General features: G+C 47.1%; 20 protein-coding genes and 2 pseudogenes. 11 read left to right on the top strand and 11 right to left on the bottom strand.

What is annotated here, in order from left to right; all coding sequences use genetic code 11:
• The first annotated feature begins 132 nt into the window (after positions 1–132).
• Positions 133–822 (top strand): beta-phosphoglucomutase, encoded by a 690-nt coding sequence (pgmB, locus tag NSQ19_RS02585; RefSeq protein WP_013858479.1) that lies wholly within the window; start codon positions 133–135, stop codon positions 820–822.
• A 147-nt stretch (positions 823–969) separates the two neighbouring features.
• Here pgmB and NSQ19_RS02580 read toward each other — a convergent pair.
• Positions 970–1272: pseudogene (locus NSQ19_RS02580) on the bottom strand (transposase); the annotation flags it as partial.
• A gap of 370 nt (positions 1273–1642) precedes the next feature.
• Here NSQ19_RS02580 and NSQ19_RS02575 point away from each other — a divergent pair.
• Positions 1643–2554, top strand: a complete 912-nt coding sequence (locus tag NSQ19_RS02575) for an LCP family glycopolymer transferase (protein WP_328191786.1) — start codon at positions 1643–1645, stop codon at positions 2552–2554.
• Positions 2555–2607: 53 nt separating this feature from the next.
• Here NSQ19_RS02575 and NSQ19_RS02570 read toward each other — a convergent pair whose 3' ends face one another.
• Positions 2608–3267 carry an HAD family hydrolase gene (locus NSQ19_RS02570; RefSeq protein WP_035189428.1) on the bottom strand — a complete coding sequence of 220 codons (660 nt, stop codon included), beginning with the start codon at positions 3265–3267 and terminating at the stop codon, positions 2608–2610.
• Positions 3268–3612: 345 nt separating this feature from the next.
• Between NSQ19_RS02570 and qoxA the strand changes: the two genes are divergently transcribed.
• From qoxA to qoxD, 4 genes are read left to right on the top strand one after another with little or no spacing between them, the layout of a single operon-like run.
• Entirely contained in the window at positions 3613–4539 is a 927-nt protein-coding gene (gene qoxA / locus NSQ19_RS02565) for a cytochrome aa3 quinol oxidase subunit II (protein WP_019722179.1), read from the top strand.
• A 24-nt stretch (positions 4540–4563) separates the two neighbouring features.
• The gene (gene qoxB / locus NSQ19_RS02560; protein WP_035189426.1) at positions 4564–6513 is read left to right on the top strand and encodes a cytochrome aa3 quinol oxidase subunit I; all 1950 of its coding nucleotides are present in this window, start codon (positions 4564–4566) and stop codon (positions 6511–6513) included.
• Positions 6510–7118: a cytochrome aa3 quinol oxidase subunit III gene (qoxC, locus tag NSQ19_RS02555; protein ID WP_029141974.1), complete on the top strand. Its 609-nt coding sequence runs from the start codon at positions 6510–6512 to the stop codon at positions 7116–7118. Before qoxB ends, qoxC begins: the two co-directional genes overlap by 4 nt.
• Positions 7118–7402, top strand: coding sequence for a cytochrome aa3 quinol oxidase subunit IV (gene qoxD, locus NSQ19_RS02550; RefSeq protein WP_029141973.1), 285 nt, complete (start codon positions 7118–7120; stop codon positions 7400–7402). The genes qoxC and qoxD overlap by 1 nt, the downstream gene beginning before the upstream one ends.
• Positions 7403–7666: 264 nt before the next feature.
• Here qoxD and NSQ19_RS02545 read toward each other — a convergent pair.
• The 5 genes and pseudogenes from NSQ19_RS02545 to NSQ19_RS02525 form a co-directional block, all read right to left on the bottom strand.
• Positions 7667–7885: pseudogene (locus NSQ19_RS02545) on the bottom strand (SDR family NAD(P)-dependent oxidoreductase); the annotation flags it as partial.
• A 205-nt stretch (positions 7886–8090) separates the two neighbouring features.
• Positions 8091–8903, bottom strand: coding sequence for a teichoic acids export ABC transporter ATP-binding subunit TagH (gene tagH / locus NSQ19_RS02540; protein ID WP_017552234.1), 813 nt, complete (start codon positions 8901–8903; stop codon positions 8091–8093).
• Between the two features lie 67 nt (positions 8904–8970).
• Positions 8971–9456 carry a VanZ family protein gene (locus NSQ19_RS02535; protein WP_061566515.1) on the bottom strand — a complete coding sequence of 162 codons (486 nt, stop codon included), beginning with the start codon at positions 9454–9456 and terminating at the stop codon, positions 8971–8973.
• A gap of 255 nt (positions 9457–9711) precedes the next feature.
• Complete coding sequence (locus tag NSQ19_RS02530; RefSeq protein ID WP_328194243.1) at positions 9712–10206, bottom strand: Ig-like domain-containing protein; 495 nt, start codon at positions 10204–10206, stop codon at positions 9712–9714.
• 344 nt (positions 10207–10550) lie between these two features.
• A complete protein-coding gene (locus NSQ19_RS02525; RefSeq protein WP_340702314.1) occupies positions 10551–12293 on the bottom strand; it encodes a phospho-sugar mutase in 1743 nt (580 codons plus the stop codon).
• A gap of 188 nt (positions 12294–12481) precedes the next feature.
• Here NSQ19_RS02525 and NSQ19_RS02520 point away from each other — a divergent pair, with 188 nt between their 5' ends.
• Complete coding sequence (locus NSQ19_RS02520; RefSeq protein ID WP_029141967.1) at positions 12482–13357, top strand: cation diffusion facilitator family transporter; 876 nt, start codon at positions 12482–12484, stop codon at positions 13355–13357.
• A gap of 172 nt (positions 13358–13529) precedes the next feature.
• On the opposite strand, the gene NSQ19_RS02515 is transcribed toward NSQ19_RS02520, so the two are convergent.
• The 4 genes from NSQ19_RS02515 to NSQ19_RS02500 all read right to left on the bottom strand — a co-directional run bounded on the left by NSQ19_RS02515 (position 13530) and on the right by NSQ19_RS02500 (position 16781).
• On the bottom strand, positions 13530–14516 hold the full coding sequence (locus tag NSQ19_RS02515) for an acrylyl-CoA reductase family protein (protein WP_340702313.1): 987 nt from the start codon (positions 14514–14516) through the stop codon (positions 13530–13532).
• A gap of 16 nt (positions 14517–14532) precedes the next feature.
• Positions 14533–14847 carry an iron-sulfur cluster biosynthesis family protein gene (locus tag NSQ19_RS02510; protein ID WP_014096042.1) on the bottom strand — a complete coding sequence of 105 codons (315 nt, stop codon included), beginning with the start codon at positions 14845–14847 and terminating at the stop codon, positions 14533–14535.
• A gap of 181 nt (positions 14848–15028) precedes the next feature.
• On the bottom strand, positions 15029–15754 hold the full coding sequence (locus tag NSQ19_RS02505; protein WP_118498086.1) for a WecB/TagA/CpsF family glycosyltransferase: 726 nt from the start codon (positions 15752–15754) through the stop codon (positions 15029–15031).
• 280 nt (positions 15755–16034) lie between these two features.
• Entirely contained in the window at positions 16035–16781 is a 747-nt protein-coding gene (locus tag NSQ19_RS02500) for an AraC family transcriptional regulator (RefSeq protein ID WP_340702312.1), read from the bottom strand.
• Between the two features lie 115 nt (positions 16782–16896).
• On the opposite strand from NSQ19_RS02500, the gene NSQ19_RS02495 reads away from it, so the two are divergent.
• From NSQ19_RS02495 to NSQ19_RS02480, 4 genes are all read left to right on the top strand, one after another.
• Positions 16897–18141, top strand: a complete 1245-nt coding sequence (locus tag NSQ19_RS02495) for an extracellular solute-binding protein (protein WP_118498084.1) — start codon at positions 16897–16899, stop codon at positions 18139–18141.
• A 185-nt stretch (positions 18142–18326) separates the two neighbouring features.
• The gene (locus NSQ19_RS02490; RefSeq protein WP_118498083.1) at positions 18327–19541 is read left to right on the top strand and encodes a carbohydrate ABC transporter permease; all 1215 of its coding nucleotides are present in this window, start codon (positions 18327–18329) and stop codon (positions 19539–19541) included.
• A gap of 12 nt (positions 19542–19553) precedes the next feature.
• Positions 19554–20381 (top strand): carbohydrate ABC transporter permease, encoded by an 828-nt coding sequence (locus NSQ19_RS02485; protein ID WP_014096047.1) that lies wholly within the window; start codon positions 19554–19556, stop codon positions 20379–20381.
• Between the two features lie 202 nt (positions 20382–20583).
• Positions 20584–22878, top strand: coding sequence for a glycoside hydrolase family 65 protein (locus tag NSQ19_RS02480; protein ID WP_340702311.1), 2295 nt, complete (start codon positions 20584–20586; stop codon positions 22876–22878).
• Positions 22879–22971 lie beyond the last annotated feature (93 nt).

Here is a 22971-nt window from a genome sequence, read left to right as displayed (position 1 = left end):
TCCTGCGGGATAAGCGGGCCAGGCTGGCCCCCTCTTGCTGAGGTATCGGGCAAGAATTGGCAAACGGGCGGATATCGCGGCCATCAACATTGTACACTAACGTAAAAATAGAAAAACTCTGGGGGATTCCAAATGAGAAGTTTTCATGATATTAAAGGATTTGCTTTTGACCTTGATGGTGTATTGACGGATACCGCCCGTTTCCATGCACAGGCATGGAAGAAAACGGCAGAGGAAGTCGGCACGAAATGGACAGATGAACTGGCTGCGGGTTTAAAAGGAATCAGCCGGATGGATTCCCTGGAAATGATCCTGAAGGCCGGAAACTGTGAGCATTCTTATACACACGAACAGAAAGCACAATTGGCAGATGAAAAAAATGAGTATTATAAAAAGCTGATCGATACATTAACGCCGGAGGATATTTTGCCGGGAATGGCTGAATTTTTAATGGAGGTCAAGCATAAAGGGTACAAGCTTGCCGTCGCTTCGGCTTCCAAGAACGCACCCATCATTTTAGAGAGATTGGGCATCGCTGATATGTTTGATGCGGTTGTTGATCCGGCTGCTTTAAAATCCGGTAAGCCTGACCCTGAAATTTTTGTCCGCGCTGCAGAGTTGATGAATCTGCAACCTTGTGAAGTGATCGGCTTGGAAGACTCTATCGCGGGTATCAAGTCAATTAATGGTGCGGGGGAAGTATCGGTCGGGATCGGGGACAAAGATGAACTTTATGAAGCGGCTATCCACTTTGCCTCAACCGCGGAGGTCAGCCTTTCTGCCATTCAGGGTGATCCATATTTTTCTAGATCAAATTTGTAAAATATCCATTGTTCATCTAAGAAAAAGAAATGGATATTTTTTCAGAAAAGGGGCAGTCCCAAAGTCCTTTTTAAACAAGAAAACCCGTTGAGATATTAATTTTGAACTGCCCCCTGTCAAGTAGACAGTTGAAATAATAAAAATGATTTAAGCGGCTTTAGCTCTATATTCCATCGGGCTAAGGCCGTTTAATCGTTTTTGGTATCTTTCATGATTATAAAAATGGATGTATTCATCTATTGCCAGAGAAAGTTCCTCAAATGTCTTATATTGATGTAAATAATACTTCTCACATTTCAGTGTTCCCCAAAAAGATTCCATTGGCCCATTATCAATACCCCGACCAACTCGTGACATACTTTGTGTCATCTTTACTGCGTTTATCTTACGTTTAAATCCTTTGGAAGTGTACTGGAACCCACGATCACTATGAATAAGTGGATGTTCTCCATCTCATAATACTATAAATCGGATTTGGCTTAGTTTCGCCTCCTTTCGATCTCCTCTAACTTTTTTAAGAATAAGTTCTCCGCACGTAACCGTTCATTTTCTCTTTCTACCTTTTTCATTTGAAGTTTGAATTTCTCTTCTGGAGTCAGCTTAGCTTCTTCTTTCTTATTCCCACGTCTATTCCGCAACATCGATGGGGCAAACTTAAATTTTTCTTAATGTTTTCGTTGCAAAATGCGATGATTGAAAAACAGGCCGCACCGTCAGCCCGATACTGACGATATATGATGGGAATCGACAAAAAGGATATTCAAGCGTAGCGAATCATGTTATAATAACCAATTATATGACGAAAAAGTGAGGGCCATCGATGAAGAAAAAAATCCTGATGTCTTTTTTAAGCTTAATTGGGATCCTGGTCATCGCCTGTGGCGGTTATGCCTACTATGTTTATCACTCGGCAAAAGCTGCGGCTAATAAAATGCATGAATCGTTGGCAGGCACTTCAAATGAAAGCATCTCAAGCCAGAACGGGCAGCCGATTTCCGTTTTGCTGCTTGGTGTGGATGAACGTGCAAATGACAGCGGCCGTTCCGATGCCATCATTGTGATGACCATTAATCCGAAAAAAGGCACGACACAGCTCGTCAGCATCCCGCGGGATACAAGGACGCTGATCGCCGGACGCGGCACATATGACAAAATCAATGCTGCGTATGCATATGGCGGAACCAGTATGGCACTGCAGACCGTTGAGGACTTTACCGGTATCCAAATGGATTATTATGTGAAAATCAACATGCAGGCCCTGAAAAAACTGGTCGATGCGGTTGGCGGCATTACCGTCAACAACACAATTGACTGGCATGACGAAGGGTACTATAAAAAAGGGTACCATTACAAAAAAGGGGAAATTCATCTGAACGGAGCCCAGGCGCTCGGCTATGTCAGAATGCGCCATCTTGATCCGGAAGGCGATTTCGGCCGCAATAAACGGCAGCGGAAAGTGATCGAGGCGCTGATCCGGAAAGCAACCAGCATTTCTTCTGTGGCAAAATACAGCAGTATCCTTGATACGCTTGGCGACAATGTCAAAACAAATATGACGTTTAATGACATGCTTACGATTGAGAAAAATTACCGGAATGCCGCCAAAAACATTACCCAGTATGAAGTAAAAGGCACCGATGCCAACATTGACGGGATCTATTATTTGGCGGTGTCAGATGCTGAAAAAGAAAAAGTCACGCAAATGCTGGAAGAAAATCTGTCTGATGACTAAGGAATAGTGGAAACAAACAACCCGCTTCCGGCATGCAGAAGCGGGTTGTTCTGTCAACGGCTTTCAATAAACCGGATTACTTCTTCAAGCGGCGTTTCTGCCATTGACCCGAGGCGGTGGTCAATCTCGCCGAACTTGAGGTCTTTTGTTACCCGGTTGGGGACGACTACGCATGCCATACCGGCGCGTTTTGCCGCAAGCGACCCATTTGGCGAATCTTCGAAGACGAGGCATTGTTCCGGTTCCACGCCGAGACAGCCGGCCGCTTTCAAATACAAAGCTGGGTCCGGTTTGACTTTTTCAACGTCATCGGAAGATTTGATGCAGTCAAAATAAGCGAGAAGGCCAAGCTGGCGCAAATAGCGGTGCAGCCATTTCCTGTCAGAGCTTGAAGCCAGTCCGACTTTAAGCCCGAGGTTCTTGGCCGACTTTAAATAATCTTCCACGCCTTCGCGGGCCGCGCCTTTTTCGAGCCGTTTTAAAAACATTTCCTCCAGCTCGTGGTCCAGTTTTTCTGTATCAAGCGGCTTTTTGATCTGCTCTTCAAGATATTTAAACGGCTTAAAACCCGAATGCGTGCCAACCCCCTTTCCCCATAGTTCAAGCGGCATCTCGCAATTGTAGCCGCGAAAAATTTCACAAAGCGCTTCATAGTGTTCCGATTCCGTATCCATAATCAGCCCGTCGAAATCAAAAATCACAGCTTTTATCATCCGTAAAACCCCTTTCTGTTTCCCTTAACATTATACGTTAAAAACACTTTTCCTCCCAGAATGGTTTTGAAATCTTTTCCAAAATATTAAATACCGTATTCCTTCACAAAGTTGTAAATTATTTCTGGATAATGCCAGTATTTGACAAATCTATGAAAAATATATGAACTTTTTATGAAATTTTTATGAAACATGGCGGAATAAGGGTAAAAGACAATACATCTATATTTTTTTATTGTAAAATAGGTTAGCACCATAATAAAGGTGAAAAAATAAAAGTACCACCTTTTTTTCATTTGCTTTTATTTGTACACTATTTTACCAAACCGGAAGGAGAGAAAAAATGTGTTGAGGAAACTACCTTGGAAATTGGTGCTGCTTTTGTCCCTCACATCGCTCTTTTTGCTCGGCGGATGTGACACCAAAATTGCAGTGCTCGACCCACAAGGTCCAATGGCGCGGGAACAATATCATTTGATTGTTTACTCATCCATCTTGATGGCCTTTGTATTCGTCGTTGTCCTTGGGTTGTATCTTTATATGGTGATCAAATACAGGGCGTCGCGTCTGCCGGCTGATTATAAACCGCCGCAAATCCACGGCCATAAAGTGCTGGAAACGGTGTGGACCATTATCCCGGTGCTGATTATTATCGCCATTGCCATTCCAACCGTTAAAGCAAACTATTCGGTTGAAGAAACGCCAAAATCCATGAAAGGCGAAAAACCTTTAACGATTTATGTCACGTCATCGGAATGGAAATGGATTTTCAGTTATCCGGAACAGGGCATTGAAACCGTTAACTATGTAAACATCCCGGCTGGGCGGCCAATCAATTTCGAATTGACATCATCCGGTACGATGGCATCTTTCTGGATCCCTGAACTTGGCGGACAGAAATATACGATGCCGAACATGACGATGAGGCTGATTCTGGCTGCTGACCACCCTGGCGAATATACAGGAAGAAACGCAAACTTCAACGGGGAAGGCTTTGCAAAGATGGACTTCGATGTGTTGGCCCAAACGCCGAAAGATTTTAATGCGTGGGTGAAGGAAGTCAAAAGCAGAGCGCCTCAAATGAAAAAATCGGATTATGAAAAACTGATTAAAAAAGAAGGCCTCGTAGGAAGACAGACTTACACCGGGACCCATCTAAAATGGGATAAACCGGATGAACAAAAAAGCTATTATGAAGAATCGGAAAAAGGTGAGAAACAAAATCACCACCATCACCACGATATGTCCGGGATGGATATGGGCGGAAAATAATCATTGGAATAGGAGGAAAACAGTGTGAAACTTAGTGATTTTTTCGTCACCGGTGAACCGGCCATATATGCCGCCGAAGTTGGCATGGCACTTGGCGCGGCCGCTGTGATCTTTTCTCTAACCTATTTCAAGAAATGGAAATGGTTATGGAAAGAATGGCTGACAACCGTTGACCATAAAAAAATCGGGATTATGTACATTATCGTTGCGGTATTAATGTTATTCCGCGGCGGTGTCGATGCTTTAATGATGAGAACACAGCTTGCACTGCCGAACCAGCATCTGCTTGATGCCAACCATTATGACGGGATCTTTACGACCCACGGGGTTGTCATGATCTTATTTATGGCGATGCCGTTTTTGTTCGGCCTGATTAACGTTGCTGTTCCACTCCAAATCGGGGCGCGCGATGTTGCCTTCCCGCTTTTGAACGCATTCAGCTTCTGGGCAATGGTTGCAGGGATGTGCCTCTTTAATATTTCATTTATTATCGGGGGTTCCCCTACTGCCGGCTGGACGAACTACTTCCCGCTTGCAGGCACGGAATTTACAAAAGGTGTCGGAAACAACTATTATGCAATGGGCCTGCAGCTTTCCGGGATCGGGACACTGGCAACAGCCGTGAACTTCATTGTCACGATTCTGAAAATGAGGGCGCCGGGCATGACATTAATGAAAATGCCGATGTTCGTATGGTCTACTTTGATTACTTTTATCATCGTGCTTTTTGCTTTCCCTGTTTTGACAGTGGCTTTGGCAGAAGTAACGTTTGACCGTACTTTCGGCGCACACTTCTTTACCATGGGTTCAGGCGGCAGCCCGATGTTATGGGCAAACTTGTTCTGGATCTGGGGCCACCCGGAAGTGTACATTGTGTTGCTGCCATCTCTTGGGATTTACGCGGACATTATCGCTACATTCTCGGGTAAACGATTGTTTGGATATGCCTCCATGGTCGTTGCGATGGCTGGTATCGCATTCTTCAGTTATTTCACATGGGTTCACCACTTCTTTACAATGGGGAACACAGCAGTCGTAAACTCGTTCTTCTCGATCTCAACGATGATTATCGCGATACCAACGGGTGTCAAATTATTTAACGAAATCTTTACATTGCATAAAGGGAAAATTAGAACAACAACGCCTATGCTTTGGTCGCTTGCCTTTATCCCGACATTTTTGATCGGCGGGGTTACGGGTGTTATGCTTTCCATGGCAGCGGCAGACTATCAATATCACAATTCATATTTCCTGATTGCCCACTTCCACTATACATTGATTCCGGCAGTCGCCTATGCATGTTTCGCAGGGCTCCACTACTGGTATCCGAAAATGTTCGGCTATATGCTGAATGAAAAACTGGGCAAAATTACGTTCTGGTTGTGGATGGTCGGCTTTAACCTTTGCTTCCTGCCGCAATTCTTTGTCGGCCTCGACGGGATGGCGCGCCGGATGTACACTTATGAAGCAGGGCTTGGCTGGACAGGTTGGAACTTTGCCTCTACAGTAGGTGCCTATATCATGGGGATTGGGTTCCTCGTCCTGGCTTGGAACATTGTTTACAGTATTAAACATGGCGTTCGCGACACGACCGGTGATCCTTGGGATGGCCGCACATTAGATTGGGCAACCCCTACACCGGTTCCGGAATATAACTTTGCGAAACAGCCGGTTGTCTCTACACTTGATGCGTTCGCAGAATACAAAGAAAACGGCACACCGATTTACCGGGATGAAGAGTACAAACCGATCCATATGCCAAATAACTCGGCAATGCCATTTTTCTCCGCTGTATCGATGGGCCTTGCAGGTTTCGGCCTTGTCTGGTCCTGGTGGTGGCTCGCCATTCTCGGCGGTTTGATGATGCTCGGCTGCCTTGCGTGGAGATCGTTTGACCCGGATAAAGGGCACTATATCAGTGTAGAAGAAATCATTCGCACAGAAAATACAAGAGCAGGAGGTGTAAAACGATGAGCGACGAACATTTGGATACATCATTGCCCCTCGAATACCAGCGCAATCAGGACCGTTTAACCATTTTCGGTTTCTGGGTTTTCCTGGCGGCTGAAATCACTTTGTTTGCAACGCTGTTTGCAACGTATTTTACACTCCAGCACCAAACAGCAGGCGGGCCTGCTCAGCAGGACATCTTTGAGCTCAAAGGTGTCCTGATTGAAACCTTTGTCCTTTTGACAAGCAGTTTTACATGCGGAATTGCCGTCTTCAATATGCGAAACCGGAATAAAGGCGCGATGCTCGGCTGGTTTATCGTTACCCTTCTTCTCGGTTTAACTTTCGTCGGCTTTGAAATCAATGAATTTGTCACGTACGTTCATGATGGGGCAACACTGCAGACAAGCGCATTCCTTTCCGCATTCTATTTATTGCTCGGAACGCACGGATGCCACGTTTCCCTCGGGATTTTATGGGGAATATCGATTATTATACAACTGATCCGCCGCGGTTTAACGCCGATGACGGCACGCAAATTTTTCGTTGTAAGTATTTACTGGCACTTCCTTGATGTTGTCTGGATCTTTATCTTCACTTTCGTTTATTTAGGAGGGTTGATGAAATAATGGAGCATCATTCAAAATATCCGATCGGCCATGTCATCGGTTTTCTGCTTTCAATCGTATTGACCCTTGTGGCACTGTATGTTGCTTTGTATACCAACCTTTCTAAAACGGCGATCATCTGGACAATCGGATTGTTTGCCTTCCTCCAGGCTGGCGTGCAATTATTTATGTTCATGCACGTCAAAGAAGGCGAAAACGGAAAGATCAATGTCAGCAATATGATCTACAGCATCATCATTGCGATCGTCGTTGTTTACGGAACCATCTGGGTTATGCACTTTTAACCAAAAAAACCTGCATCCTTTTAGCGGATGCAGGTTTTTTTATGGCTTGTCTGGACAGACGCATTTGCAAATACGGCCAAATCGGCGATTCTTCCCGAGGGCCGGTTTATGGCTTGAACGCATCAACCGGTATCAACCCGGACCGGATGGATGCCTTTTGGCGCTGGTTATGCCGCACTTATTGCGCTGTATAACCGCCGTCCACGAGCAGGGCAATGCCGGTTACAAATTCATTTTCACTGAGGAATACGATGGCCTTGTCGCAAGGCCGGCGACGGACTGTTCATCAGATGCATCGGCGCGAATAAAGCAAACATCCGCCCCTTTTTCTTTGAGTTCTTTTTCAACCGTTTTGCCGCTTTCTTCGTTGTAATCGGAAATCACCACTTTCGCCCCTTTTTCCGTAAAAGCTTTTGCGGTTGCAAGCCCGATCCCGGAAGCGCCGCCTGTGACAATTGCAATTTTATTTTCTAAGCTGGCCATTATGATTCCCTCCCATTGTGAGTATGTGCACATTTTCACTATACCGCTTTAAAGTAAGCGCTGTCAATTCTTGATATCTTTTTTACGAAAAACATTTTGCCTGGCTGGAATTGTTCTTCAGCCGCCACTCCCGGTTTTCCAGCAAAAAGCCTGGTAAGCAGGAAAGCTGCTGCCCGGGATGCTTTTGCATCCCGGGCAGCAGCCCTTATTCTGCCACTTTTTCTTTTCTTTCTTTGCTCCGTTTTTCGAGAATCATCTGTTTGAAGTTTTTCTGTTTGTCTTTTGGCCATGATTTGAATTCTTTCAGGAACTTTTCGTAATTTGGCAGGACATCATCGATCGCGCCGTATTGCTTAATTTCCCCTGCTTCCAGCCACATCGCTTTCTCGCAAAATTTCTTTACCTGGCCCATCGAGTGGCTGATGAAAAAGATCGTTTTGCCCGCATCCTTGAATTCATTCATCTTCTCAAAACATTTATCGGCAAATGTCTGGTCGCCGACCGATAACGCCTCGTCAATGACAAGAATATCAGGGTCAACGTTGACCGAGATGGCAAATCCGAGCCGTGACTTCATCCCGCTTGAATATTTTTTAACAGGCTGGTCAATGAACTGCCCGATATCCGCAAATTCAATAATTTGCGGGGTTAGCTCCTTAATCTGCTTTTTTGTGAACCCAAGCATCAGGCATTTCAGTTCAATATTTTCAAGGCCTGACAATTCATTGTTTAAGCCGGAGTTAATGGCAATCAGCGATGTTTCGCCGTTTAATTCAATCGTTCCGGTTGTGGGCGGAATAATGCCGGTAATCAGATTGGACAAGGTTGATTTGCCGGCGCCGTTAACGCCGATCACGCCGATGACATCCCCGTTGCTCGCCTCAAAAGATATGTTCTGCAGGGCGTAAAAATCATCGCCATAACCGCCCGGCAAAATGATGTCGAGAATTTTTTCCGAATTGCTCCGGTACATTTTATACTTTTTCGAAACGTTTTTAAATCTGACAGATATGCTCATAGATTAGAACTCCCTGTTGTATATTCAATACGATTATTATAAAGAAACAAATGCCGTTCGTTAAGCATTATCGGGATTTTTTCCTTCGCGTAAACCATAAAAACAGACAGACGCCAATCAAGATTCCGAAGCTGTCAAAAGTGATGACATCTATAAAATGCCCTGTTCTGCCGCTGACAAAACTTTGATGCCATTCGTCGAAATTGGCATAGAAAAAACTTGCCAGAAAGCCGGCCGGGACTGCAAAACGGACAGGAACCAAAACCGTGCGCAAAGTTAGAAGGATCAGCAAAGTACAGACGGCATATTCCGCCACATGGCAGGATTTCCGGATCCAGAATTCAATAAAATCATACGGCAGCGTTGACGTGACAAGCGCACCCCCGTAATAAAATTCGATTTTCGGCAATGTGTTTGCATCGAGGTGTACCAGCTTTTCCAGTTCCGGCCGCATATCCTGTTCCTTATAGGGCTGGCTGGAGAAAAGAAACATGGCAGCCATAAACAGGATGCAGAGACCTGCAAGCACCAACGCGCTTTGTTTTTTCTTCATGAGCAATGGCAAAGCCTCCTATTCGCTCTTTCCATTTTACATGAGTAAGAAAAATGTTGCATCCTTTTTGGGCGTTTTTCTTCCAACGGACAACAAAAAAAGCCGCCCTTTTCAGCCGTTTCCGCGGAAGAAAAAAGCATGGCATTTGCCCTTTATCATAAGCAAAAAAACCGGGACGGCTCCCGGCCTTTTTGGCCCTGAAACGTTATGCTCCTTTTGAAAAGGATATCGTTTTGAATGGGGTGATCCGCTCTCCTATTTTTGTACCGTAATCGTTTTAGCGTCGCTCCAAATGCCGTTTTTAACAGCATACAACGACAATTTTGCGCCTGCCTTTTGCTTTTTGATTTTCACGGTGAACCTGCCATTTTTTCCGGCAACAGCATGGCCGATTGCCGTTTTTCCGGTTTTGACATAGACTTTGGACCCGCTAAGTGCAGTTCCGGTCACTTTCGTTGCGCCTGCTTTAACGCCCTGTGCGGACGGTGCCGGCGGTTTTACGGTTGTGGCTGCGGCCTTTCCTGTATGGCGCGCTGCATCGGTTGCATAGACATACAGTTTTCTGCCGATGCATTGCGGTTGTATCTTGGCCGCAAATTCCCCGTTTTTACCGGCCTTGCCGGTTCCGATCGTTGTTTTGCCGGCTTTCACCGTGATTTTCGCATATGGCTCTGCTGTGCCGGTTACCTTTTTCGAAAAATTGGTGACAGTCCGCAAACCGGACCGGTTGGCCGGACTCTGTTGAATCAAACAGATACGTCCCGGCCGAAAATGTGCATCTGCCCAGAATATACCATGCCTTATTTTTTAAGTAAAGAAAAATCAGGCTCATTTTTTCGCAAAATTTCTGCAAATGATGCCTGTTTTTGCAGAAAGGGAAAATCGTACTGAACCTGCATAGAAGCGGGAAAGAAGATCCGGCGTACATGGCAGGGCGGCACCAATACAGGCGGTTCCTGAGAGATGCCCGGGGCGCTGAAAATGAGCCTTGTCCTTTGTTGTGAGGGAGCCGATTATGGTGTTCTGCATCAATCTGCCGCACGGCGAAAAAACGCCCCGGACGTCAATCCGCCCGGGGCACCCTATGAATACAATTAAAGCATACGGTTTACGAGATTCATCACTTCATCGCTTAGGCGTTTGTTCCGTTGTTCGCTCTCCGCGAGACTGTCCGCTTTCACACCAAAGTAGAACTTCACTTTCGGTTCTGTTCCGGACGGGCGCATGCAGAACCATGAACCGTCTTCAAGGAAAAATTTCAGCACATTGGACTTTGGCAGTTCAATTTTTGACGTTTCTCCCGTTTTCGCGTTGGTCCGCAGTTGTGATTGATAATCCTCGCGGGCGGATACCGGGATGCCCGCCACTTCTGTTAACGGATGGGCACGGAAGTTGGCAAGGATGCCGGCGATTTTTTCCGATCCTTCTTTTCCTTTCAAAGTGAGCGATGTTAAGGATTCCTTATAGTAGCCGTACTGTTCGAAAATGTCGAGCAGGCCTTCATACAATGTTTTTCCCATCGACTTATAGTAAGCGGCCACCTCCGCAGCAAGGACTGCCGACTGCACCGCATCTTTATCGCGCACAAAATCGCCGATTAAATAACCGTAGCTTTCTTCATACCCAAATAAGAAAGTATGGGCACCGGTTTTTTCAAACTCTTTGATTTTTTCACCGATGAATTTAAAACCGGTCAAAGTGTCGATGGTCGGGATGCCGAAAGACCGGGCAATATCGCGGCCGATTTCAGACGTTACAATCGTTTTGATGACAATACCGTTTTCCGGCAGAGTCCCTTGCTTTTGTTTTTGTGTTAAAAGATAATGGAGCAGTAATGCGCCTGTCTGGTTGCCGGTTAAAACCTCGTATTTTCCTTCATGGTTTTTTACGGCAACGCCGAGGCGGTCAGTGTCCGGATCCGTGCCAAGCAAAATGTCCGCGCCGATTTCTTCGCCGTAGCGGATGGCAAGTTCAAAAGCGGCATGTTCTTCCGGATTTGGCGATTTTACTGTTGAGAACTCGGAATCCGGCAGCTCCTGTTCTTTTACAACGGTGACGTTTTGAAAACCGAAATTTTCAAGGCCGCGGCGGACCGGGAGATTGCCTGTCCCGTGCAACGGCGTGTAGACGATTTTGAAAGAATCTGCAACCGAGCTGATCACTTCCTTGTTTTGGCGGAGTTTGATGAGCTGGTCCTGGTAAGCTTTGTCTACATTTTCGCCGATATAAACGAGCAAGCCTTTTTCGATCAGATCCTTTTCTTCGCCGACTTCGACAAGCAGTTCATTTTCGACACGGTTCACATAGCCTGTCAGTTCGTCCGCTTCTTTTGGCGGCATTTGCCCGCCATCCGGCCCGTAAACTTTGTAGCCGTTGTATTCTTTCGGGTTATGGCTCGCTGTAATGACAACGCCGGCATAAGCGTTCAAGTACCGGACCGCAAATGACAAAAGCGGCGTCGGATGGAGGGAATCAAATAAATAGGCTTTGATCCCGTGCTTGCCGAGCGTTTTTGCGGTTTCAAGGGCAAACTCCGGCGATTTGCGCCTTGAATCGTAGGCGATCGCGACCCCACGGTTTATAGCTTCTTCCCCCTGGTCGAGAATGAAGTTTGCCAGCCCTTCTGATGCTTTCCGGACTGTATAAATATTCATGCGGTTCGTGCCGGCGCCCAGTTCCCCGCGCATACCGCCCGTTCCGAACTCAAGGTTTTTATAAAAGCGGTCTTCCAGATTTTTTTCATCCCCGCTTACGCCGGATAGTTCTGCTTTTAATGCGGCATCCAGCCCTGCAAAGCGGTTCCATTTTTCATAAGAAGTTTTCCAATCAGTGCTCATGTTGGCCTCCTGTAAAAAATTTTCTATTTCCATATTAGCATAAATTTGTTGAAATCCCAGACCTTAATGCATGAGAAGGCGGATTTTCCCGCATCTAACTTTTATAGCGGCCGGAAAAAACGTTGCTGTAGACCCACCCTGCACTTCATTGTTATGATAGAGAAGGAAACCAAATGGAAGTGAAAGCAATGAATGAAGAAAAATACCAAAATTTAAAATTAGGCGAGTACGGCATTATGATCAGCATGGCGGCCTATTTAAGCCTGTCGGTGCTGAAACTAGTGATTGCCTTCTATACGGATTCAAACGCCCTGAAGGCAGACGGGCTGAACAATATTACGGACATCCTGTCTTCGATCGCCGTCCTGATCGGGCTCCGCCTCTCCCGGAAACCGGCGGACCGCGATCATCCTTACGGGCACTGGAAAGCGGAAAACGTCGCCTCCATGGTTGCTTCTCTCATTATGGTGGCGGTCGGCATCCAGGTGCTCTATGATGCCATTCTCTCGATTGTGCATGGAAAATCCGAATCCCCGGATATGGCAGCGGCATGGACCGGGTTACTTTGTGCTGTTGTCATGTTTTTTGTCTATTTGTACAATAAACGGTTATCAAAACGCATCAACAGCCAGGCGGTGCGGGCAAGCGCGATGGATAATTTGTCCGATGCCTGGGTGAGTATCGGCGCGAGCATCGGCATCATCGGTTCGCAGTTCCATCTTCCGTGGCTTGACCCGGCGGCTGCGATTGTTGTCGGCTTATTGATTTGCAAAACCGCCTGGGAAATTTTCCGCGATACTTCCCATCTTTTAACGGACGGATTTGATGAGTCGGAGCTGGAAAATTATAAAGCGAAAGTATTAAGCGTAGCCGGCGTCCAAAGCGTGAAAGACATTAAAGCGCGGCAGTACGGAAATAATACAGTCATTGATCTTGTCATCGGCGTTGAACCGTCTCTTGATTTGCGCCATGCCCATGACATTTCAACAAAAGTGGAGAATTCATTGATTCGCGATTGTGAAGTATATGAGGTCATTGTGCATGTAGAGCCGGCGGAAAGTTAAAACCCGGACTCGCAAGCATGCCAGCTGGTAATGGAGGTACATTCGAAGGAAAGGTGAACCCTGGATGGAATGGCGGAATGGCCTCAAGACGCCAGCCGGTGCCCTTATCCATTCAACCAGCGCTTTTTGCGGTTGTTAAAAAGGATGCGCGAGTGCCACGCATCCTTTTTTGTTACATTTTTACAATTGTCCGGCCCTGGAGCTTGCCTTCCAAAATATCCGAAAGTGCGGCCGGGACTTGCTCAAGGCTGATTTCCCGGACAATTTCACTCGTCAAATGTTCCGGTTTGAATTCGCCGGCAAGTTTTTCCCAAACTTTCACGCGGAGATCCATCGGGCAAAAAACAGAATCAATCCCGATCCAGCTGACGGCCCGCCCGAGAAACGGGGTTACGGTTGTTTTGACTTCCCTTCCGCCGGTGAGGCCGCTCGTTGCCACCGCCCCGCCGTACTGCAGGGAGCTGATGATGTATTGTGTCGTTTTCCCGCCGACGGGATCGACAGCCGCTGCCCATTCCGTTTTGCGGATCGGCCGGTCTTCATGGTCCGTAACGGCTTCCCTGTCAAGGATGCGGGCCGCACCGAGCCGTTTCAAATAAGCGTGTGCCTCTTTTTTCCCGGTTGAAGCTGTGACCTCATAACCCCTTTTTGCCAAAATATCGACAGCAACACTGCCGACACCGCCGCTTGCTCCGGCAACAAGCACCGGCCCTTGTCCCGGTTTGAGCCCGTGGTCTTCCAGTTTTTGCACGGACAGCGCTGCCGTAAAGCCGGCTGTCCCTAAAATCATGGATTCTCTTAATGTCAGCCCTTTCGGAAGCGGTACCACCCAGGCAGCCGGCACGCGCGCCATTTCACTGAATCCGCCGAAATGCCCGGTGCCCAGCTTGTAACTTGTGACGATCACTTCATCGCCTTCTTTAAAGCGGCTGTCAGCGGACGCAAGCACCGTCCCTGCCAAATCAATCCCCGGTATAAACGGATAAGATTTGACAAAGTCCCCTCTCACGCCAACAAGCGCATCTTTGTAATTGACACTTGAATAGGCAACTTTTACGGTGACTTCCGCGTCCGGCAGCCGGCCCGTATCCCATTCCTGTACGGAGCGTGCCGGCTGTGATGCATTTTCCATGACCAACGCACGAAAAGTTTCTTTCAATGCAAAGCACCTCTTTTTACTCGGCTCTTGTCAAGTCAAGATTGTATTGGTAAACTTCCTGATCTGAAGAAAGTTTGTACCCTTTATTCGGATTGTAATCGATGATGACTTTCTCACCGAGCTGTTTTTGGCTTGCCTTCGATACAAGGAGCGGAATGCCATAAACATTAAACAAATCGTCATCTTCCCGTTTATGGTCAATTTTCAAAGAATGTTCAGCGGCAATTGTACAGCTCCCGACAAAGACCGCCTCAATCCGGATGCCTTCGCCTTCTTGAAATTCAATTTGTTTAAATTGGGAGAGTGCAGCGGGTTTGATATCAATTTCCATCTTTCTCACCTTTCTTTTACAAATGATTACATTATCCTACCCGCTTTTCCCTTTTGTAAAACAAAAATTGGCACATCTTTTATCGTTCGGCAAGTGCCGGGCATTCCCTTCTTTTTTTGGGCACGTGTCTGAATTCCCGCCCTGCACGCCCCGTTCCTTTTTCCGCGCCGGAAAAAGGAAGCTAAGAATGTTTCCATTTATATAGCAAAATCCGGCATAAAAAGATGAGGCTGCCGACATTCCGCTTCCACAGCCGTTTCGGTTCGCGCAACAGCCGGAACAGCCACTCGATCCGCAATTTCCGGAACAGATACGGGGCACGCGGTACGTTTCCGGATGCAAAATCAATAAAAGCGCCGACACCGAGCCGTGCCGTGCAGAAAAGTTCCCGATCGAAGCCGGCAATGAATTTTTCCTGGAGCGGCACGCCCATTCCGACGATCAGCACATCGGCATGCGAGCGGTTAATCGCCTCTACAATCTCATGGTTTGATTGAAAATAACCGTGATGGGCGCCGGCAATTTTCAAACCGGGATAGTCCCTGCGGAAATGTTGGATTGCACTTTTCAAATTCGTTTCGGTAGCGCCGAGCACAAATACGGAGAAGCCGTTTTTTTCACAGCGCTTTAATATTTTCGGCGTCAAGTCGGTACCGTTTAAATTGCCGGCAAGCGGAATATCAAACAGTTTTGCGCCGATTTCAATCCCGACCCCGTCGTTGAGCAGGTAGTCGGCTTCATTGATAATCCGGTAGTAGTCGCGGTCGGTTTGGGCGATATTGTAACAGTGCGCATTTAAAAAAAACACATTGGTTTTAATTCCTTCGTGTACCCGGCTCTCAAATTCGCCCAAAAATTGTTCTTCTGTAATCACGGTCAAATCAATATTGCCAAATGCCTTTTTCAAAACAGTTTTCTCCTTAGCATGTTGAAATGTTTCCATGTTTAGTATATACGTTCTGTGCACCGCCGGCAATTACAAATCCCCGCTCCGCCAACGCCTGTGGCAAAAAGGGAAGACCCGCAGCATGGGCGATATACGGTTTTGTTCGAGTGTGCAGACGGTGGCTAAGGAAAGGAACTTGATGGAAATCCGGACGTGAAACGGTGCTGTTGTTTTGTTAAACATTGGAAAATCACAAGGAAGCGCCGGCCGACCGTTAAAAAACGGATACATGCCAGCAAAACTAGTACTGGTTTTGCTTTCGGAATTCTTTTGGGGTGAGCCCCATATATTTTTTAAAAAGCGAAGTATAGTAGCTTTGGTTGCAAAAATGGAACAGAAGCGCAATTTCAGAAATGGGTATATTCGTATGGAGCAAAAAATAAATCGACTCTTCAATCCGCTTTTTATTTATATAATCCGTCACCGAGACGCCGGTCTCTTTTTTAAACAAGTGGGACAAGTAGCTCGGATTCAGGTAAACATGTTTTGCCAGCGATTCGAGCGTGACCACCTGTAAAATATTTTCATGAATATATGCCACAGCCATATGAATCGCATGGCTGTAGCGATGTTCCTGTTTCCTTGCCTGCCGGACGGTTTCCGTAAAATTGCGCAGCATGCTGTACTCCAACTCAAACAGCTTTTCCTGCGTCTCCATCCTTTCAATCTCCAAAATATGCGCATCGCTGATGTTAAAAGCGGTTTCCGGCGGCACGCCCGCTTCGATCGCCGCCCTCGTGAACAGCGTGCAAATGCAGATGAGAGAATTACGGAGCGAGCGGACCGGTTCTTCCGCAAGTTTTGCCCGCTCCAGCGTATTGATGTTTTTCAAAACGGATTCGGCTGCTTCCACTCTTCCTTCTTTTACAGCATTCAACAACTGCTTTTCCATCATATAAGGCGGATGCAGAAAATACTCGCGCTGGTGTTCAACGCGGTACGAAAGGTAGCGTTCTATAATGGATTTGCTGATGACAGACTGTTTCATCGGAGCCGCCCCTCAATCTAAAAATTTTATTATAGATCTAAAGATTTCAATATCATTGTATGCGCATACATGGTAATATTCAAGTGTAATCATCAAAACTAAAGGGGGCTTTAGGATGTGGAAAAAAGCGGGCGTTATTTTGGCAGCGCTTACGCTTGTTGTGGGCGTGCTGGCCGGCTGCGGCAGCAATTCAAGCTCGAAATCAAGTAAAAACGGCAGTTCCTCGAAAAAGATTGTGTTAAAATTTGCGGCACAAAATGACAGCACACCTGCGACAAAAGCAGTCATTGCAGCTTTTAACAAACAATCGAAAAAATACCAGGTGAAATGGGTGCAAATGACGAATGACTCGGCACAAATGCATGACCAATTGCTGACTTCGCTCTCCAGCGGATCAAGTGAGTATGACATTATGTCCATGGACGTTGTATGGGGCGGAGAATTTGCCGGTGCCGGTTACCTTGTCCCGATTGACAAGAAAATGATGGATGCCAATTTGACGAAAGACCAGTTCAATGCCGGTTCGATGGCTTCCGGAAACTATGAAGGGAAACAATATACACTTCCATTCTTCCCGGACCTCGGCATTCTGTATTACCGTTCCGATATTGTCAGCAAGGAAGATGCTGCGAAACTCGAAAGCGGGGACTACACCTATAAAGAACTCGGAAATATGGCTGCAAAATATGCCGGCAAAGGCGGAACGACAAACGGTTTTGTTTATCAATCCAAACAATATGAAGGCTTAACTGTCAACGTGACAGAATTCACGAATCATTATAAAGATATCAAAGGCGGCCTTGAGACGATGTACAATTTTACAAAAGCATCATGGGCGCCGAAAGATTTGCTAAACTATATGGAACAACAAACGCTGGACAGCTTTGCACAAGGAAAATCAGTCTTCGCGCGGAACTGGCCGTACCAGTACGGCACCATTAAAACAGGCGGAGAAGGCGTAAAAGTAGACATCAAAAATGTCGGCATTGCCCCGCTTCCAAACGGCGGCGCTGTCGGCGGCTGGCTTCTCGGCATCAACAAAAACTCAAAACATGTGGAAGGCGCATGGGAGTTTGTAAAATTCGTAGCCGGCAAAAAAGGGCAGAAGATTATGTCCACAAAAGGCGGTTACCTGCCGGGATATAATGATTTGCTGGATGATCCAGATGTCCAAAAACAAAACAAAATGCTGACCATGCCGGGCTTCCAAAAAGCGTTGAAAACGACGATTGCCCGCCCGGTATCCGCGAAGTACAGCAAAGTATCCGACACGATCCAAATTGCGGCCCACAAATATTTAAGCACAGGCCAAAATCTGGATGACGCAGCCAAAACGATCCAGGACGCAGCAGGCGAATAAGCAACCGTCCGGGGGCGCGTTTTACTCCCTTTCCGTCCCCGGGCGCCTGCTTTTCATAATGGTTTGATATCGGCGAAAGGCTCTATTCAATAGAGCCTTTTTTAAAAAGATATGAGGGGGCGCTGCATAAACTGTGCATCCTCCGTACGGGAAGAAACATTACGGCGAAAAGAGGTGCCAGCATCATGAAGAAGAACCGCTTGCAGGCTTTTTTATTTATCCTTCCAACCCTGCTGATTATCGGCGTATTCTCGCTGTGGCCGATTTTTCAGTCACTCCGGTATACCTTTTTTGATTACCAGCTGAATAACCAGCAAAAATCGGGGCTGTACATGAGCCCGCGCTATAATTTCAGCTTATTTGATGAAACGCAAACGTATGTCAGGCTATTTCTGACAGAAGACCGGGAAAAAATCACCGACCCGGCCGACCGGCAAAAAGCCGACAAACTGGTCCATCACGTTGCGGATGTAGCTAAACAGTATAAAGGCAGAAAAGGCGTCCAAAAAATCAGCAAAGCTGACCAGAAAAAGCTGATGGGCCTTTATACCGACTCATCTAAACTGGTAAAGGAAATCAATGCCAAATACGATACGCCGAACGGAAAAAATTTATCGAAAATTGTCAAAGATTTCAAAAGTAGCTTTGTACCTTCCAACTTCACCGGCTTCAAGTCTTATAAAGAAGCATTGCATGATAAACGGCTCGGGCATGCCTTATGGAATACCGTGCTCTTTACCGTCGTTTCGGTTTTCCTTGAGTTTGTCCTCGGCCTCGGCCTCGCCATGATTATGAACAAAGCGTTCAAAGGGCAAGGCATTGTAAGGACAACTTCGCTGATCCCGTGGGCGATTCCGACCGCGGTTGCCGCGCTCATGTGGAGTTATTTGTATGACGGCACAAGCGGCGTTGTCGCACACTTTTTCCAGTCTATCGGGCTGATCAGCGATTCGCGCATTCTGCTTTTAACGGGGTCCGGCGCGATGGTATCCACGATCTTAGCCGACGTTTGGAAAACAACGCCTTATATGGCCCTTTTGCTGCTTGCCGGCCTGCAAAACATTTCCAAAGGGTTGTATGAAGCCGCATCCATTGACGGCGCAACAAAAATCCAGCAGTTTTTCAAAATTACGCTGCCAATGCTCAAATCTTCCATTTTGGTCGCACTGCTGTTCAGGACACTTGACGCTTTTCGCGTTTTCGACCTGATTTACGTCCTGACAGGCGGCGGTCCGGGCGGGGCAACAGAAACCATGTCTGTCTACGGTTACAAAACGATGTTCGGGCAAACCAACTTCGGCTACGGCTCCGTCATTGTGATCATCATGTTTATTTGCGTTGCCATCATCGCAACCATTTACATTAAAGTGCTCGGTGCCAATCTGATGGATAAAAACTAAGGAGGGATGACCATGAAAACGAATCGCAAATGGAATGTGCTCATCATCGCCCTGATTGTCGTATTTTTATTTGGGATGATATTTCCGTTTTTCTGGATTTTTATCACCTCCTTTAAACCTTCCGGGGAAATTTTTGGGGACGGGGCTTTTCGGGTCTTTGCCCATCATCCGACATGGGAAAATTACACGCAGATTTTCCAAAAGGGAATCCTGACATCGGTGAAAAACAGTTTTATCGTTGCGACAACGACAACGGTTTACATTATTTTAATTGCCACGTTTACGGCTTACGCCATTTCGCGTTTTGATTTTAAAGGGAAAAACTTGTTGCTCGGGCTGATTCTGGCGGTTTCGATGTTCCCGCAAATGATTGTCACCGGGCCGATTTATAACTTGTTCCTGCATTTGCATTTAACGAACTCGTATGCGATTGTCCTGCCGTATTCGACGATCACCCTGCCGACTGCGGTATGGATCCTAGTGACGCATTTCAACCAGATTCCGCTCGCGCTTGAAGAATCGGCAAAAATTGACGGTGCGACGCCGGTTCAGACGCTGTTCCGGATCGTCTTCCCGCTTGCCGCGCCGGGTGTCTTTACAACTGCGATTATTACATTCATTGCTGCGTGGAACGAATTTTTGCTGACGATTACCTTAAACTCGGACGCTAATTACCATACTGTGCCGGTCGCGATTTCTTTCCTCCGCACCCAGTTCGAAATACTTTGGGGACAGGTCGCTGCCGCTACCACAGTCGTCACGGTCCCGACCCTGATCATCGTCCTTCTGTTCCAGAAACAAATCGTCTCCGGCCTTACAACAGGCGGGGTGAAAGAATAAAAATTTCCGCTAGCGGAGCGTTCTCCCCCGGTATCGCAACCGCGCGGCATTTTCCAGATCCCTGTCAAGCTGCCGTTGTTTAACTTACAGGCCCGGCAGGCAATCCGATACGGGGAAAGGGTTTTTCGGTCCGGGACATAAGAAAAAAAGGGCGCTTGGCACCATGCCCTCTTCGAATTTGGAATTTTTGGAGGAACAGCGTATGACATGGGAAATCACGAAACACGAATTGGACAAACAAATGTTGCTGGTCAATGAAAGCTTATTTGCACTCGGGAACGGCTATCTTGGCGTGCGCGGAAACTTTGAAGAAGGCTACCCGGAAGAAATCCCTTCTATCCGCGGCACTTATTTGAATGCTTTTTATGACAATACAGAAATCCAGTACGGGGAAAAAGCGTACGGATTCCCGGAAACCGGGCAGAAAATGCTGAATGTGATCGATGCGCAGACCATCGAAATTTTTCTTGGAGAAGAAAAAGAACGCTTTTCTCTTTTTGAAGGGGAAGTTCTCGGTTTTTCCCAAACTTTGCACATGAAACGCGGGTTTTCCGAACGCGTCATCCATTGGAAATCGCCTTCCGGAAAAGAAATCAAGCTCACTTTTTCACGGTTGGTTTCTTTTACATGGCGGGAACTGTTTGCGATTCAAGTGAAAATGGAGCCGGTGAACTTTTCCGGGCCGGTGCGGGTGATTTCCACTGTCAACGGTGATGTGCAAAATTATGTCGATAAAAACGACCCGCGGACCGGATCTGCCCATGCAAAAAGGCTGGCTGTGACAAAAGCAGCGGCGGAGAGCGGCACGATTGTACTGCTTGCCCGCACATTTGCTTCCGGGCTTGAAATGGCTTGTGCCACAACCCACGCCGTTTCCGCCTCTTGCGAATGTCATTATGAACAAGACGAACAAAAAGTGCACGCCATCATCGATTTCAAACCCGGCGAGCCGGTGTCCCTTACAAAATTTGCGATCTATACGGACACCCTCCGTCACGGGGACCATATCGCAGAAAAGGCGGCGGACATCCTGAAAAGCATGCAAGGGAAAGATTTTTCCGCACTCATACGGGAGCAGGAGCAATATTTAGCCACTTACTGGCAAACAGCGGACATTGAAATTGACGGCGATCCGAAACTGCAGGAAGGGATCCGTTTCAATCTGTACCAGCTCCTGCAGTCTGTCGGAAAAGACACCGCCAGCAATATTGCGGCAAAAGGGCTGTCCGGGGAAGGTTATGAAGGGCATTATTTTTGGGACACGGAAATTTATATTTTCCCGGTGTTTCTGTTGACGCATCCGGAACTCGCGCGGCATTTGCTGCTGTACCGTTACCATATCCTTGGCCATGCACGGGCAAGGGCAAGAGAAATGGGCCATCAAAAAGGCGCGCTATTTCCGTGGCGGACGATTTCCGGCCCGGAATGCTCCCCGTATTTCCCTGCCGGCACAGCGCAGTATCATATTAGCGCGGACATTGCTTACAGTTATATGCAGTACTGGTATGCCACGCAAGATCAGGACTTTATGAAGCAATACGGCGTCGAAATTCTCGTGGAAACGGCGCGGCTTTGGCTTGAGGTTGGCCATTACCGGGAAAAAGACGGCAAATTTGCGATTGAAGATGTGACCGGGCCGGATGAGTACACAGCCATCGTCAACAACAATTACTATACAAATGTAATGGCAAAATACAATTTAAAATCAGCCCACAAATTTTACCACTGGCTGAAAACAACAGATGCAGCCTATTTTGCGGCATTTGCTGCGCGGCTCGGTTTAACGGACAAAGAAGCGGCAAGCTGGCTGAAAGCAGCGGATGCCATGTATCTCCCTTATGATGAAAAACGCGGCATCCACAAACAGGATGACAGCTTTCTCGATAAAGCGGTCTGGGATTTTGAACATACGCCGAAAGACCATTACCCGCTCCTTTTGCATTACCATCCGCTCACGATTTACCGGTACCAGGTATGCAAACAGGCGGACACGGTGCTCGCGCATTTTTTGCTGGAAGAAGAGGCAGATCCGGAAACGATCCGAAACTCATATCATTATTATGAAAAAGTCACAACACACGATTCATCGCTGTCCACTTGCATCTTCAGCATCATGGCGTCCAGGCTCGGCGAAACGAAAAAAGCGTATCATTATTTTATCGAAACAGCCCGTCTTGATCTTGATAACACGCACGGCAACACAAAAGACGGCCTGCATATGGCCAATATGGGTGGGACATGGCTGTCCATCGTGTACGGATTCGGCGGCGTCCGGATCAAAGAAAATGGGCTTTTCTTAAACCCGGCCATTCCGGAACAATGGGACCGCTATTTATTCCGTCTCACCTACCAAAACCGCAGGCTCCAGGTGGAAGTCACGTGCCATGCGTTCAAAGTGGCATTGCTGGAAGGAGATGTGCTGGACATCCATATCGGCGGCCGGACAGAAACGCTGCAACCAGGCAGGACGATTACCCGGCCGATTTCCGGCTTGTAAATGCAAGCGTTCGTTCCTTTACACAAAAAATAGAAAAAAGCGGCGGGACCCTTTTTACAGTGGTTTCCCGCTGCTTTTTTCGGAACTTCTGAA

This window comes from Weizmannia sp. FSL W8-1119, assembly GCF_038008605.1.
In the GTDB taxonomy this organism is placed as follows: Bacteria; Bacillota; Bacilli; order Bacillales; family Bacillaceae_C; genus Weizmannia; species Weizmannia coagulans.
The sequence above is the reverse complement of the archived record's forward strand: the minus strand, read 5'-3'. Positions and strand labels throughout refer to the sequence as shown.

Coding starts and splice junctions, on each gene's coding strand:
- pgmB (WP_013858479.1), top strand. CDS start 133: ATGAGAAGTTTTCATGATATTAAAGGATTTGCTTTTGACCTTGATGGT.
- NSQ19_RS02575 (WP_328191786.1), top strand. CDS start 1,643: ATGAAGAAAAAAATCCTGATGTCTTTTTTAAGCTTAATTGGGATCCTG.
- NSQ19_RS02570 (WP_035189428.1), bottom strand. CDS start 3,267: ATGATAAAAGCTGTGATTTTTGATTTCGACGGGCTGATTATGGATACG.
- qoxC (WP_029141974.1), top strand. CDS start 6,510: ATGAGCGACGAACATTTGGATACATCATTGCCCCTCGAATACCAGCGC.
- qoxD (WP_029141973.1), top strand. CDS start 7,118: ATGGAGCATCATTCAAAATATCCGATCGGCCATGTCATCGGTTTTCTG.
- tagH (WP_017552234.1), bottom strand. CDS start 8,903: ATGAGCATATCTGTCAGATTTAAAAACGTTTCGAAAAAGTATAAAATG.
- NSQ19_RS02535 (WP_061566515.1), bottom strand. CDS start 9,456: ATGAAGAAAAAACAAAGCGCGTTGGTGCTTGCAGGTCTCTGCATCCTG.
- NSQ19_RS02525 (WP_340702314.1), bottom strand. CDS start 12,293: ATGAGCACTGATTGGAAAACTTCTTATGAAAAATGGAACCGCTTTGCA.
- NSQ19_RS02520 (WP_029141967.1), top strand. CDS start 12,482: ATGAATGAAGAAAAATACCAAAATTTAAAATTAGGCGAGTACGGCATT.
- NSQ19_RS02510 (WP_014096042.1), bottom strand. CDS start 14,847: ATGGAAATTGATATCAAACCCGCTGCACTCTCCCAATTTAAACAAATT.
- NSQ19_RS02500 (WP_340702312.1), bottom strand. CDS start 16,781: ATGAAACAGTCTGTCATCAGCAAATCCATTATAGAACGCTACCTTTCG.
- NSQ19_RS02495 (WP_118498084.1), top strand. CDS start 16,897: ATGTGGAAAAAAGCGGGCGTTATTTTGGCAGCGCTTACGCTTGTTGTG.
- NSQ19_RS02490 (WP_118498083.1), top strand. CDS start 18,327: ATGAAGAAGAACCGCTTGCAGGCTTTTTTATTTATCCTTCCAACCCTG.
- NSQ19_RS02485 (WP_014096047.1), top strand. CDS start 19,554: ATGAAAACGAATCGCAAATGGAATGTGCTCATCATCGCCCTGATTGTC.
- NSQ19_RS02480 (WP_340702311.1), top strand. CDS start 20,584: ATGACATGGGAAATCACGAAACACGAATTGGACAAACAAATGTTGCTG.